Origin of the sequence: Halorubrum sp. FL23 (assembly GCF_052439115.2) — an archaeon.
Lineage (GTDB): Archaea > Halobacteriota > Halobacteria > Halobacteriales > Haloferacaceae > Halorubrum > Halorubrum persicum.
In genome coordinates this window covers 1-12,647 of record NZ_JBQVRO020000010.1, presented here as the reverse complement: position 1 = coordinate 12,647, position 12,647 = coordinate 1, and the positions used below count along the sequence as shown (strand labels likewise).

Below are 12,647 nucleotides of genomic sequence, written 5' to 3'. Positions count from 1 at the left end.
ATCGCACATATACATTCGGGATTGTCGAATAAAGTGATCGGAGCAAGCGGCCCAAATCGAGGAACCGAGGATATATCCATAACTATTGATCATGTTGGTGCTAGTCCATTCGATAATTCCGAATTGAGAGCCCGTTTTTTAAATAATGAAGGTTCCGCTCTTCTGGCGAATAGCCGCTCTAGAAGCGCTCTATAGCTACTTTCGCTATTCAAGATGAGGAAAGACTTATTAGGGGTAGTCAGTGTATGTCTGTGTAGAGCATGGCACAAGATACCCAGGGGACGAGACAAGACCGTCGCTCGGAGTCGGAACTGACGCTAGTTGATGCGGATGTCCACCAGCGGTGGGCGGACGACGAAGCGATCGCTCAATACCTCCCGGACCGCTACAGAGACGATGGGCTGGTGCTTCCAGAACTGCTGTACCGAAATCCCGGGGAGTTCCTCCGGCAAGACGAGAAGACGGAGGACGGGAACAAACCGGGAACCGACATTCAAAAGATCTGCGACGATCACCTGGACAAGCACGACATCGACTACGCGATGTTGACCGGGAACTCGTGGTTCAACCTCGCGGCACTACCTCACCGCGATTACGCGCACGAGCTCGCTCGGGCGCACAACGAGTGGTTGGTGAACGACGTTCTTCCGGTCGACGACCGGTTTATCGGATCGATGTACGTCGCACCGAAGGCGCCAGAGAAAGCCGCGGAGCTCATCCGCGAATACGGCGACCACCCACAGATCCGTCAGGTGATGCTGCCCGGCGGAGCCGAAGTGCCGTACGGTCGGCCCCAGTACTGGCCGATGTACGAGGCCGCCGAAGAACAGAACCTCGCGATGGCGGTCCACCCGTTCTCGGAAGGGCACGGAACGAGCAATCCGCCGACCGGTGCCGGCCATCCGAACAATTACATCGAGTGGCACACGCTCCTCGGCTCGTACTACATGGGACAGCTCGCCTCGATCGTCACCGAGGGCGTCCTCGTCGAGTATCCCGACCTGCGGTGGGCGTTCATCGAGGGCGGTTACGGCTGGGTCCCCCACTTCATGTGGCGGCTTGATAAGAACTGGAAGGGGCTGCGCTCGCAGGTCCCGTGGTTGGAGGAGAAGCCGAGCCACTACATCCGAAACAACGTCTGGTTCGCCAGCCAGCCCGTCGAGGAGCCCGAGCGGCCGGAGTTCCACGACTACATCCTCGAGATGATGCACGCGGACGAGATGCTCATCTACGCGTCGGACTATCCACACTGGGACGGCGACGATCCCACGTGGGGGTTACCGCCAATGGACGACGACATGGAGCAAGCGATCAAACACGAGAACGCGGCCGAGCTGTGGGATCTCCCGACGGACGGAAGCAAACTGAAGTGATTCCAATGACGAAAAAACGATTCGAGATCTGTCCGGCTGCCGAATTCGACGCCGGCGAGCGGCTCATCGTCGACCTCGACGGATTCTCGGTCGGCGTTTTCAACGTCGACGGGGAGTACCACGCGATGAAAAACGACTGCCCGCACCAGCGCGCACCGCTCTGTGAGGGGAAACTCGGCGGCACCACGGAATCGGACAGCCCCGGCGAGTACGAGTGGGTTCGGCCGGGACAGGTCGTTCGCTGCCCGTGGCACGGGTGGGAGTTCGACGTCACGACGGGCGAGTCGGTTTTCAACCCGCACAAGGTGAAAGCCAAAACGTTCGAGACGCGAGTCGAACCGTCCGAATGCGAGGACACCGTCGCCGACGGCGGCTGTGAAGGGTGTGGTGCCGACTTGGAGGGGGACGAACCGCCGGTCGAGACGTACGACGTGGAAGTCGAACAGGGAACGGTTGTGGTCTACCTATGAGCGCAGATTCGGAGAGCGCCATCGCTGCCCTCCGCGACGAGATCGATCCGTTCGTCTTCCTCGGCGGAGCGATCGCGACCATCATCGCGATCGGCTACATCGCCGCCCGTCCGGGTGCAGCGGGGGAGTTCCTCACGAACGCGAATACGTTCCTCTGGAGCGAACTCGGATGGGTGTTCCTCTGGGCGATGTTCCTCGCCGTCGCGTTCTGCCTGTGGCTGCTGGTCGGACCGTGGGGGAAAATCAAGCTCGGCGGACCCGACGAGGAGCCGGAATTCTCGTACACCTCGTTCCTCGCGATGCTGTTCTCCGCGGGGCTCTCGACCGGGCTGGTCTTCTACGGCCCGGCCGAAGCGCTGTTCCACTACTCTTCGGGGCCGCCGTACTTCGGTGCCGAAGCCGAGAGCGCCGCTGCTGTCCCCGACGCGATCCAGTATACGATGCTCCACTGGGGTATCTCCCCGTGGTCGGCGTACCTGATCGTCGGCGTGACGATCGCCTACTACGTCCACCGTAAGGGCGCTCCGATCAAACCGTCAACCGTGTTCGCCCCCTTCATCGGCGTCGAGAATCTCGACAAGAAATGGGTGAAGCCGCTCGACCTCTTGATGGTCATCGTCTCAGTTGGCGGCGTCGCCGTCTCGCTCGGGTTCGTCGTCACTCAGTTCCTCGGCGGGATCTCCTACAACTACGGCGTCGAGGTCGGAAATCTCGGAACAATACTGGTGACCGTCGGCCTGACCGTCGGGTTCACAATTTCCGCAGCTCTGGGTGTCAAACGCGGCATCCGACGCGTCTCGACGTTCAACATGTACCTGTTCCTGTTCCTCCTTGCGGTCGCGTTCGTGTTCGGTCCGACATCGTTCCTGCTCAACACCGGAACGGAGGCGCTCGGCGGATACATCAACGGCTTCGTCGACATGAGTCTCTATTCGAACTCTGCGAACGGGGCCGAGTGGGTCGGTAGCTGGACCGTCTTCTACTGGGCCTGGTGGTTCTCGTTCGCGCCGATGATTGGTATCTTCATCACGCGGATCTGTCGCGGTCGAACGATCCGGCAAGTCGTCTTTGCGGGGCTCATCGGAACCACCGCAGCCTCGTTCCCCTGGTTCATCGTCATGGGCGGGTCGTCGCTGTGGGTCCAAACGAGGGGCACCGTCGATCTGCTCTCCATCGTGTTCGAGCAAGGACGCGAAGTCGCCGCGTTCCCGCTGTTCGAGACGCTCATGCCCTTCGGCGGCATCTTCGCCGCCGCCTACTTGCTTCTCGTCCTCACGTTCCTCATCACGACCGTCGACTCGACGACGCTGAGTCTCGCGATGTTCACCACGGACGGGAGCGAGCATCCGTCGACGATCAATCGCGTCCTCTGGGGCGGACTCGTGGGCTTGCTCTCCTCGCTGCTGCTCATCACCGGCGGCCTCGAGGCGCTCCAGAACTTCGTCGTCCTGCTCGGGTTCCCGATCGCGTTCGTCATCGGGCTGTGTTTCATCGGACTCACCATCGAACTCGAGCGAACTCGTCCCGTCTTGTTAACCGAGCGCCACAAGAAAGCCGACCGCGAGAGCGAGGATCAGCAGACGGTCGTCGATTATCTCTCGGATCGCCGTCCCGGCTGGGCGGGTGGTTCCGACGACTGAAGTTCGGTTCACCCGACGATTTCTCCCGGCCCGTTCTCGAGACTACAAGTCGGCAGTATCCTTCCTCAATACGACCACCTCACCGGCGGTCGTGTATGGACCACCAGCCGTTCCGTCAGAATGAGTCGAGAGCGACGTTACGGATCAGTCGAGAGCGACGTTAACGACCGGCGCAGGCGATTCGAACATCACGTCCTGTGTGACGCTTCCGAACAGCGCCTTCCCGGTCGGTGACCGCTGCCGTCCACCGATAACGACGTAGCGCGCATCCTGCTCCTCAGCGTACGCCGAGATCTCGGCTGCTGGATCGCCGACGCGGACCGAGACAGCGGGTTCTGGCAGCGTCGACTCGTCCGTCGCCCGGGACACGATGTTCTCACCGATTTGTTGTACCTCATAATTATCGGTCAGATCCTGTCCTTCGATGTCTTTCTCGAGGACTTTGACGAGTTCGGATCGTTGGAGGACGTGAACCGCGTGTACCGCTTCGTCGAAATTGGTCGCTATCGTCTGTGCTTCTTGGAGAACGGGTGCTGCTCGCTCCGAATCGTCAATGGCTGCCACAATAACCATACTCCGATGTTGGATTCGATCCACAAAGAGATTCCGGGAGCAAGACGGTCGCGAGCAACCGCTGCACAGAAACGCGGCAGGTAACGACCGAATTATTCCGCATCTTCCCCTAGTTTTAAGCCGGTTCGGTCAAGTTGCTAAACTGCTATATGAGTAGCAAAACTGTCGTACTAGGCGGTTCAGGAGCGATGGCAGCGGGCTGCGTCTACGACCTCCATCAGACGAGCGACTTCGATGAAATCGTCGTGGCCGACGCTGACGAAGAAAACGCGCGTCGCCTCCTCGAGGTCATCGACGACGATCGATTTCGGTTCGAATCCGTCGACGCGACCGACACGGACGATATCGTGCGGGTTCTCGAGGGCGCCGACTACGTCGTCAACGGCTTGCCGTACCCGTTCGAGGAGAACGTCCTCGATGCGATGCAAGAGGTGGGCGACCTCACGGGCGTCGATCTGAACGCGTTCGACTTCGAGGAGGTACTCGACCGGTCCGAAGAGTTCGCCGAGGCGGGGAACTCCCTCTGGTTCGCTAACGGAGGCCTCGTAAGCACTATCGCGCTCGGAATGGCCGCCTGTGAACGGTTCGACGACGTCGAGGACGTCAACTTCTACTGGGGGATGTGGCGCCTCCTCACCCAGACGACGCCCGGACTCACGGACACGGTCACCTACGAACACGACCCCGACGTCGACGAGCGAGCGAAGTGGGAAAACGGCGAGGTTATCAACGATCTCCCGGCGTTCAGCGAACAGCGGACGTTCGAGTTCCCGGACCCGATCGGCGAAGAGGATACGTACGTCATCTCCCACCCCGAACCGGTCACCTTCCCGAAGGCCCCGGTCGCTCAAGCGAAGAACGTCGACAGTATCATTACGCGCGGTGCGTGGCACGAGGAATGGAAACGCTACGAGCGGACCCTCCACGCGTCGAACGCGTTCGAGACGGACAGCCTCGAGGTCGACGGAGCGGAGGTCGACCCCATCGAGGTCATGCAACAGCAGGTGAAGAACCAGGGACTGGAGCTCGAAACGCAGTGGAAGCCGCCCGAAGACCTGTCACCCGAGACGGAGTGGACGCCTCAGACCATCCTTTCGGCGGAGGTAACCGGAACCGTAGACGGCCAGGATGACCGTGCCGTCTTCCACTTAGAGCAGCCGTCTCCGTTCTTCGACGTCGACGAGATCACCGTGATGCGTGAGTACGGCTGCTACGTCGGCGTCCCGCTGTCCGTCACGCTCCAACTCATGGCTGACGGTGCCATCGATGAGGACGGCATCTTCATTACCGAGACCAGTGGTCTCGACGCGGAACGGTACCTCGAGGAGATGGAGGAGCGCGGCTTCGACTTCGTAACTGAAGAAACTCCCAGCAAGTCGATTGCAGCACAGAGCCGATAAGTGATAGAAGTTCGAACCCGATAAGTGGAGATTCCAAACGGTAGTCGCACCGAGAACGGCCTGACGCGCGTCGCTGCTCGCTCGCGCTCTGAGACCCTTCTCAACCCATCACATCTTCTGGGCGGAGTCGCAAGTAGCCGCACAGTTTCGCGACGAACCTGTTCATTGTCTTATCGGCTTAGCTACGACATTACTAGACGGCGGGGGCTTGTAACCACGTTTCCGTGGTCGGTGAGTCGACGAAATAATTAGTTTGTAAACAAATACTTTTGCTATTCTATTTTTCTAGTAATATGTTTGGAAGCATTTCTGAATCTGGTTGTTCAACGCGGTAGCTGTAGTTTTCCTAGCGGAGTCCACCGATCAGATCGTCGGCACCATCGACGAGAAACAGCGCGTCTTCGACAACGTGGTTCTCAGCTAATCCAGAAAGAAACGCTCGTATAATCGATCGTATACGCCGAAAACAGCCGTAAATAAATGGGTATGTTTGTTTCTGTATCGGTGGCAGCGTACAGCGAGTACGGCCCACCGTTGATTCGGGTTTCTGACCAACCGCAATGCGTTCCGAGGCCCCACCGCTAACGACCTATAAATCCGTTTTCTGTAACCAGTTATGAACAGCCGCACTGCTCCGATTTACACCCAATTAATCAGGAAAAGTAACTGTATTTGTAAATGGTTATTCTGCGGTGGTATCAGATGCTTTTTCGTCCCACCTCTTGCTCAACGTAACACGACAGATCGTTGGCCGATATATTTATAATGAATGATTATGTATATTCAACAAGTGGTATGTATGAGCACACCAATAAAACCGGAGACGCAGCATGCCTCAAAGCGCAATGGCGGTTCCAGTGACGGTGCCGTTTGGCGGCTGTTAGAGGCGATCACCGGAGCTCTCGCGGCCGTGACTGTCTTTGCACTCTCGCTGCCGATGTTCACTGAGCTCGTGAGTCTGTTTCACTCGCTGTTCCCGGCAGGTCTGTTTGTATCGATGTACCCGATGGGACTCCTGTTTGTGCTCCTATTCATGTGGTTGTTCTTCTGGGTGGCTACCGCGAGCTTCCGGGAGTGGGAGATCGGGTAGCCGCTTGCACATATCCAAGAAGGGAACCGGCTTTACACCGGTTGTGCTGGATGTGAGCAGTTCGGTTTGACGATTCGTGCGTCAGACCGAGACATCTATTCGCATGCGCGATCGGTATTCTCCCTATGATGCCTCTCACCCCCGTTCCCAGCCGGGTACACCCCGGAAACTCTATCACCGCGTCCGCTGATGGTCCTCCCGTGCCTACCGACGAGTCCACCCTCGGCGCAGAGTCACAGCGACTCCTCCGTGCGGTTCGATCCCCGGGTGACCGCGGACTGCCGGTCGACGCCGTCAGCAATCGGATCGCCGACGTTCAGTCGATCGCAGTGGACGCGATCGACGCGTTCCGCAACCGGAGGAACGACCGATGAGCGACGACGGCCTATTGGAGTCGCTGTCGGTCGTCGGTCTCCTGAGCCTCTGTTGTATCGGGTTCGGTGGGATCGCTGGTGGGGCGGCTCTCGTTGGCGGCAGCGCCTCCGTTACGGTCGTCACCACCGGTGCGTCGAGCGTCCGGGGCGCGCTGATCTCCGGCGTCGTCACGTTCGCGACCGTGTTCGTCGCGGCTGTCGCGATCCGATGGCAACTGAATCGTTGATGTCCTCCTCGTCTTAGCCTTGATTTCGGTAATGGGCAGCGAACATTTCTACAAAGATACCGACAACTGGGACCAGTTGTGCTACCGTTCCGGCAAGTTCTCCCATCGAGATGAGCAAGTACGAGGCATATGTGAATCCACCGAGCATCAACAGACAGCCTGCAGCCAAGGACAGCGAATCCGCTACTCCATAGCGATAGAGTCGAGACGCGCCCCAGAAAACGAGAGACACCGGAACAACCCACCTGACCACGGGCAGAAGCTGTGGATATATCGTCAGCACTCCAGCTACGAGACCCCCGCCAACGAGCAGGGTCAAGAGCCGCCCAACTGGATTGTTCCAGACCGTATCGGCCGATTGACTAACGTTCATGTCTAACTGTCACTACAGCATACAATAAGTATTCTCTCTGTTTGATGTGATAGATCGCTCTCCTACTGAGTGGTTAGAGGTGCAAACCTGTGACAGCACCGGCCTTCCGGCAGCCATTCCGGATCGAGGGTCCCACCGTTACGTTTCTGAGGCAGAAGTTCCAAATTGAACGACTAATTCTTTCACAGAGAGTGCGTATACCGTCATCTCTGTCCCTTTTTCTGAGTACCATGTATCGACCGGTTCAATGAGATCGGCTTTGCAGAGTCGATTCACGTGATACTTAGCATTCTGGATGGATGTACTGATGGCTTCGGCGATATCTGAGACTGTTGCTGGCCCGTTGTTAAGCGTGGCCAGTACCTGCTGTGCTGTCTGTGACGAGACTGTTTGCAGCAGGTCACTCGGATTGTCGCTATCAGCACAGACAACCGTTCGTTCACACGGCGTATGATCTGTGGGGGTGCGGTAGGGAAATGCAGATGGCATGAATGTCGATTGGATCGGGTTATCGTCCGACGTAGCTTGTTACGCGATCGTCAAGTGTGAGCGCTCCGTCGCGCCAGAGAATATACGCCGACAGTAGAAGGCCGCCGAGAATAGTAAATCCAACGAACACGAGGCCCTCTTCTCCGACCCAGCGAGAAGGGCCGATAATATCAATTGCAAGAAGCTCCGGAGTCCGCTGTGAATGTCCTAATCCGAAGATCGCGGACTGAGTGAAATTGTAAAACACATGGAAACCGGTGCTGAGTGCGAGTTCTCCGGTCAAGACGTATGCCCCGCTCAACACCAGCCCTGCAATTATGTAATACCCATACTGGCTCAGGTGAGTGACTTTTCCTCCATGTAGAAACGTAAATACGAGCGTGCTGAAACCCATTGCAAACCCAATGGCAACCCAACGGGGAACATGGTCATTTGCCCCCTCAGCGAGATTCTTTATCAGCGCACCGCGCAGAATGAACTCTTCCCAAGCCGCCGCAAAAGCGATGTACCCGAACACAATCGCCATCGCAGCCACGAAAGGGAGGTCACCAGAATCACGCATGACGCCAGCGAAGGTGACCCAGCCAGCGCCGAGAGACACAGTGAGGGCACCACCGTTGATCACAGTAGCTACGCACCCCCCGACAGCAAACGAGTGCCACCACTCCCGATCAAACGAGAGTCCATATCCACTCACCGGACGACGATCGATAATTCGCGCGCTGAGAAGTACTGCACCGGTTAGCATGGCCCCGATACCAACCAATTCGATGAGCTCTCGGACAGGATGGACGAACCTCGCTCGTATCGCAGATTGGAGTATCGCGAGAAAGACGAAGGTTACTACGGTTGGTAGCAGTGCACGAAATGGGGCACGCAGTCGACGTTGATCAGTGTTCCAAACTGGCCACAGAATCTGGCTCAACCTCTCACGGAGGGGAGTCGAAAGGATACGTTCGATTGCCGTCTGTAACGACATACACGACTCCAGATACCCCGTACAAGTAGCCCCCTAGGCACGACTTCTGGCCCAGAAGCTGTGACGGGTTTTTTACTACCACCGGAGTCTGGCCTACATATGGACGAGGATGCAGTCTTGGCGTTACTCGACGATGAGTACGCCCGATCGATCCTCGCCCACCTCACAATTGAACCGATGTCGGTCGATGAACTCTGTACGGCCTGTGAGATGTCGGATGCGACGGCGTACCGCCGTCTCAACCGATTGCAGGAAGAAGATCTCGTGGCTGAACAACAAGAAATGGATCCTGATGGTCACCACTATAAGCGGTATACAGCCACCGTCGAGGCAGTGACAGTCACGTTTGCTGACGGTGCCTACGAAATCGCCGTTACGCGGTCGGAATCTGATCCTGCCGACCGGTTCACCGAACTGTTCGAGGGGTTGTCCTAAGATGATCGAGTTACAGATGAGTGCCACCGGAGCGAATCCAGTCATCGCAGTTGGTGTGCTCGGTCTCGCTGTGATCTCGGTGGTGCTTTCGCTGACGATTGCTGTGGTTCTGATTCGCGGGTACAGCCAAGGCCCGTCTCACCGCGGAATGCTTTGGCTCGCAGTCGGCCTTATCTGCTTAATCACAATTCCTGAACTGCTTCGTGTCGTAGTACCAACAGCGACTAATATCGGGGATGTCGGTCGGTCGATACTCGTTAGTGGTTGTGAGCTGTTCGGATTGGGAACGATTCTCCGGACCGTGTATGGAGGTGAGATATGATGATCGCAGCCAGTTTGCTAACGGTGGAACCGCTCAGTGTGGTATCGGCAGCTCGTGGCGTGACTGCGATCGTTGGATTGTTTGTTGCTACGCTGGCCTATCGTGGATATCAGCGGAACCACTCCGAAAAGATGCGGGCGCTTGCCGTCGGGATCGGCCTTCTCACTGCAGGCGTTTTCGTAGCTGTTATGATCGCTGACCTGAGTGGTGCAGAGAACGGCGCCGTCTTACTTGTACGCGGTCTCGTGACAGTCACCGGCCTCTGTGTCGTGTTATACGCTATTCTCGTCGCATAGTCAGAGTCCAGCAGCCCAACGCAGTGGGCCAACCCGCACCCGGAACGCCTGGTAGTCCGGCGGTTGAACTGTACACCGAACCCGGAACTCTCACCACTAGGGATCCACCCGTGTGCACGTCGAAGGAGATGTCGACCTGAGTCGATCAACCGATATATTCTGGAGTCGATTCAATTAGCCGATACACCGTAGTTGAGTATGCACGTAGTGTCCTCCTTCCCGTCATCACGATCGCTTCCAAACCCCGTCCTCATCGGTGCAAATATCACCCCTCTCGTCGGCGTTGTGGCTTGGGGGTGGGATCTCTGGTCACTGCTTATACACAGAATGGCGACTCGCCCCGATCGAGATTCCTGCTATCCAGTCTGCCACCCGATGAACTTCTCAAACCCATAGGTGAACGCGAGAAAAACGACAGCGAACACGAACCAACGGAACACGTCAAAGGTGCCGGTGAACGCGAGCACGTTGAAAATGTACGACAACGACGCACCAACGAATGCAGCGACGTAGAGATTCCATCGGCTATTCATGTAGGCACTTCCAACGCATGTGTGATAATACTTCACTAGTGGAGTGTTCAGACACATAAACGAACGTATATGTCCTAATTGGTTATGTTCCGTATTCGAGCTGGCCGATTCGTCACGCTCTATTTCATCGAAGTTACTTTCTTGATCCAACTGTTGGTTCACATAATGGCCACCTATGAAACGTTTGACCAAGACGTAGAGGTGAACGGTCAAACGATACTGGCAGTCGTTAAAGAGGCAATGGGGCGCTTCTCAGATGAGTATCAGGAACGGGCAGTACAGGCGCTTGCTGCGGAGGGAGTCACTGATCCGGAGCCCGAGGAGTGGTACCCTCAGCAAACGTGGTTAACGGCCTTCGAGACCATCGCGGAGGAGTTACAGCCACACGTCCTCGATCGACTTGGAGAACAGATCCCAGAAGTAGCTACATGGCCGAACAACTTCGAAACCGTTTCTGAGGGACTTCAATCGATTGATGATGCCTATCAAGAGAACCACAGAGGCGGGGAAATTGGTTACTACGAATTCGAACAGACGGGGGAGCGAACTGGCGTGCTAACATGTTACAACCCGTACCCCTGTTCGTTCGACCGAGGCCTCATCCGCGGCGTCGCTAGACAGTACGCGTCAGTCGACGCGTTCGTTTTCATTGAGGAAACAGGAGACACATGTCGTCGTAGCGGAGATGACACCTGTACATACACAGTGTATTGGTGACTACTTGTCGTATGATTCGAGAGCATCTCGAAGCTCCGCGGCGGTAAAGTTTGACGTTAGTGTGACGATCTCTTGGAGGTCCTCATATGTTTGTTGTAACTCTTCGATCCGTTCTGCGTCGGTGTCAGTATCCTCAGAAAGTTGTGCTTGGGCGCGTTGAATCGTACGCAAGCTTGTCTGTATCTCTCGCTGAACGTACTGCTGGAACACATCCTGTAGGATGAACCAAATTTCCCGCTCAGCGGTATACTGAACGCGTCGCCCCCCACCCTCTGATGATCGACGGTGTATGAGGCCGATCCGCGTCAATGTCCGAGTGACGTTGCTGATTGTCGATTTCGCGTAGCCCGTCTTATCGACGAGTTCCGGGATCGAGAGTGGCTCTCCGGAGAAGTATAATACGCCGTAGATGCGGCCCGCGCTTCGACTAAGGCCGTAGACTTCAGCCGACTGTTCCATTGACTCGATAATTCTCTCACGCGCGACAACGTTATCGTCTTCACCCATAGATGCCTGTAGTCCGCTCGACGTGATGGGAACCCTGTTGAACCATACTTCGATTATGGATTTCGTAAGTGTTAAATCGATTGATTCGTTTGTTCGGAGTGAGCCGAACAAACAAAACACATTGTCCCCATAATTACCAAATCTATGGCCAGCGCCTTTCCCCACCAGCCCCCAGTGACTCACTCTCCCCGTCAGCAAACAAACATCGTGGTTGACCGAGACGAGGCAAGCAAGATACTCCAGGTACTATCTTCCCAATCCGCGCAAGAAATTTTGGGCGCACTCAAATCAGAGCCGAGAACAACATCAGAGATCGCCTCAGCAGTCGATCAGTCGATGCAGAACGTGTCATATCACCTTGACCGATTGTGCGAAGCAAAACTAATCACGCCAGCCGATACGTGGTACTCCGAGAAGGGTAAAGAAATGACAGTATACGCTCTCGCTACCGAACAGCTCGTCGTCAAATTCTACGACAGTAACGACTAGCCTGCTATATACGCTCGAAATACGGACTGTGCGATGGGGTCTTGAATTATGCCTCAAAGCGGCTTTATTGTACCCTCAACCACCGGAGTTGCTCTTCTCAGCCGCGAGAGCGGGTCGTTACCACGATCGAGCAAGGAGACTGCAAACCATAATACTCCAACGCTCAGGGATCGATAAGTCACGGATCGAACGATTATGAGCAGCGGAGGGCACGGGTGGTCTTCTGTAGATATGTCAGATTCATCACTACTGGTGGTATCGTGGGCACGTGTAGGGTCGAAGGGGTCGCGTTAAGTTTGGCGTGAATTGTGGTAGACGGCGAGGGCTTCGAGCCAATTTTGAGCTGTCTCGAGCGCGACA

General features: G+C 56.4%; 17 protein-coding genes and 1 pseudogene. 12 read left to right on the top strand and 6 right to left on the bottom strand.

Going from position 1 to position 12,647, the window contains the following annotated elements; genetic code table 11:
* The first annotated feature begins 260 nt into the window (after nucleotides 1-260).
* The 3 genes from ACT4MF_RS12700 to ACT4MF_RS12690 are packed head-to-tail and all read left to right on the top strand — an operon-like array spanning nucleotide 261 to nucleotide 3,483.
* Entirely contained in the window at nucleotides 261-1,373 is a 1,113-nt protein-coding gene (locus tag ACT4MF_RS12700) for an amidohydrolase family protein (protein ID WP_444682878.1), read from the top strand.
* A gap of 5 nt (nucleotides 1,374-1,378) precedes the next feature.
* Nucleotides 1,379-1,843 carry a Rieske (2Fe-2S) protein gene (locus ACT4MF_RS12695; protein WP_123115003.1) on the top strand — a complete coding sequence of 155 codons (465 nt, stop codon included), beginning with the start codon at nucleotides 1,379-1,381 and terminating at the stop codon, nucleotides 1,841-1,843.
* Nucleotides 1,840-3,483 carry a BCCT family transporter gene (locus ACT4MF_RS12690; RefSeq protein WP_444682877.1) on the top strand — a complete coding sequence of 548 codons (1,644 nt, stop codon included), beginning with the start codon at nucleotides 1,840-1,842 and terminating at the stop codon, nucleotides 3,481-3,483. The genes ACT4MF_RS12695 and ACT4MF_RS12690 overlap by 4 nt, the downstream gene beginning before the upstream one ends.
* Nucleotides 3,484-3,627: 144 nt before the next feature.
* On the opposite strand, the gene ACT4MF_RS12685 is transcribed toward ACT4MF_RS12690, so the two are convergent.
* Nucleotides 3,628-4,056: a universal stress protein gene (locus ACT4MF_RS12685; protein WP_512053297.1), complete on the bottom strand. Its 429-nt coding sequence runs from the start codon at nucleotides 4,054-4,056 to the stop codon at nucleotides 3,628-3,630.
* A gap of 149 nt (nucleotides 4,057-4,205) precedes the next feature.
* On the opposite strand from ACT4MF_RS12685, the gene ACT4MF_RS12680 reads away from it, so the two are divergent.
* From ACT4MF_RS12680 to ACT4MF_RS12665, 4 genes are all read left to right on the top strand, one after another.
* Nucleotides 4,206-5,456, top strand: coding sequence for a saccharopine dehydrogenase family protein (locus ACT4MF_RS12680; protein WP_444682875.1), 1,251 nt, complete (start codon nucleotides 4,206-4,208; stop codon nucleotides 5,454-5,456).
* A gap of 799 nt (nucleotides 5,457-6,255) precedes the next feature.
* Nucleotides 6,256-6,546 (top strand): hypothetical protein, encoded by a 291-nt coding sequence (locus ACT4MF_RS12675; protein ID WP_444682874.1) that lies wholly within the window; start codon nucleotides 6,256-6,258, stop codon nucleotides 6,544-6,546.
* A 200-nt stretch (nucleotides 6,547-6,746) separates the two neighbouring features.
* Entirely contained in the window at nucleotides 6,747-6,920 is a 174-nt protein-coding gene (locus tag ACT4MF_RS12670; protein WP_444682873.1) for a hypothetical protein, read from the top strand.
* Nucleotides 6,917-7,147 carry a hypothetical protein gene (locus tag ACT4MF_RS12665; protein ID WP_444682872.1) on the top strand — a complete coding sequence of 77 codons (231 nt, stop codon included), beginning with the start codon at nucleotides 6,917-6,919 and terminating at the stop codon, nucleotides 7,145-7,147. The genes ACT4MF_RS12670 and ACT4MF_RS12665 overlap by 4 nt, the downstream gene beginning before the upstream one ends.
* A gap of 13 nt (nucleotides 7,148-7,160) precedes the next feature.
* Here ACT4MF_RS12665 and ACT4MF_RS12660 read toward each other — a convergent pair whose 3' ends face one another.
* The 3 genes from ACT4MF_RS12660 to ACT4MF_RS12650 all read right to left on the bottom strand — a co-directional run bounded on the left by ACT4MF_RS12660 (nucleotide 7,161) and on the right by ACT4MF_RS12650 (nucleotide 8,706).
* Nucleotides 7,161-7,520 carry a hypothetical protein gene (locus ACT4MF_RS12660; protein ID WP_444682871.1) on the bottom strand — a complete coding sequence of 120 codons (360 nt, stop codon included), beginning with the start codon at nucleotides 7,518-7,520 and terminating at the stop codon, nucleotides 7,161-7,163.
* Nucleotides 7,521-7,658: 138 nt separating this feature from the next.
* Nucleotides 7,659-8,009, bottom strand: coding sequence for an ArsR/SmtB family transcription factor (locus tag ACT4MF_RS12655; protein ID WP_444682870.1), 351 nt, complete (start codon nucleotides 8,007-8,009; stop codon nucleotides 7,659-7,661).
* A 19-nt stretch (nucleotides 8,010-8,028) separates the two neighbouring features.
* A complete protein-coding gene (locus ACT4MF_RS12650; protein ID WP_512053296.1) occupies nucleotides 8,029-8,706 on the bottom strand; it encodes a CPBP family intramembrane glutamic endopeptidase in 678 nt (225 codons plus the stop codon).
* A 381-nt stretch (nucleotides 8,707-9,087) separates the two neighbouring features.
* Between ACT4MF_RS12650 and ACT4MF_RS12645 the strand changes: the two genes are divergently transcribed.
* From ACT4MF_RS12645 to ACT4MF_RS12630, 4 genes are all read left to right on the top strand, one after another.
* Entirely contained in the window at nucleotides 9,088-9,423 is a 336-nt protein-coding gene (locus tag ACT4MF_RS12645; protein WP_444682868.1) for a helix-turn-helix domain-containing protein, read from the top strand.
* Between the two features lies 1 nt (nucleotide 9,424).
* Nucleotides 9,425-9,745 (top strand): hypothetical protein, encoded by a 321-nt coding sequence (locus tag ACT4MF_RS12640; protein ID WP_099255184.1) that lies wholly within the window; start codon nucleotides 9,425-9,427, stop codon nucleotides 9,743-9,745.
* Nucleotides 9,745-10,041: a DUF7521 family protein gene (locus tag ACT4MF_RS12635; RefSeq protein ID WP_444682976.1), complete on the top strand. Its 297-nt coding sequence runs from the start codon at nucleotides 9,745-9,747 to the stop codon at nucleotides 10,039-10,041. The genes ACT4MF_RS12640 and ACT4MF_RS12635 overlap by 1 nt, the downstream gene beginning before the upstream one ends.
* Nucleotides 10,042-10,739: 698 nt before the next feature.
* On the top strand, nucleotides 10,740-11,291 hold the full coding sequence (locus ACT4MF_RS12630; protein WP_444682867.1) for a hypothetical protein: 552 nt from the start codon (nucleotides 10,740-10,742) through the stop codon (nucleotides 11,289-11,291).
* Here the strand turns inward: ACT4MF_RS12630 and ACT4MF_RS12625 are convergent, their stop codons facing one another.
* Nucleotides 11,292-11,798: a GbsR/MarR family transcriptional regulator gene (locus ACT4MF_RS12625; protein WP_444682866.1), complete on the bottom strand. Its 507-nt coding sequence runs from the start codon at nucleotides 11,796-11,798 to the stop codon at nucleotides 11,292-11,294.
* A 144-nt stretch (nucleotides 11,799-11,942) separates the two neighbouring features.
* Here ACT4MF_RS12625 and ACT4MF_RS12620 point away from each other — a divergent pair, with 144 nt between their 5' ends.
* Complete coding sequence (locus ACT4MF_RS12620; protein WP_444682865.1) at nucleotides 11,943-12,287, top strand: ArsR/SmtB family transcription factor; 345 nt, start codon at nucleotides 11,943-11,945, stop codon at nucleotides 12,285-12,287.
* A 290-nt stretch (nucleotides 12,288-12,577) separates the two neighbouring features.
* Here the strand turns inward: ACT4MF_RS12620 and ACT4MF_RS12615 are convergent.
* Nucleotides 12,578-12,647: pseudogene (locus ACT4MF_RS12615) on the bottom strand (IS6 family transposase); the annotation flags it as partial.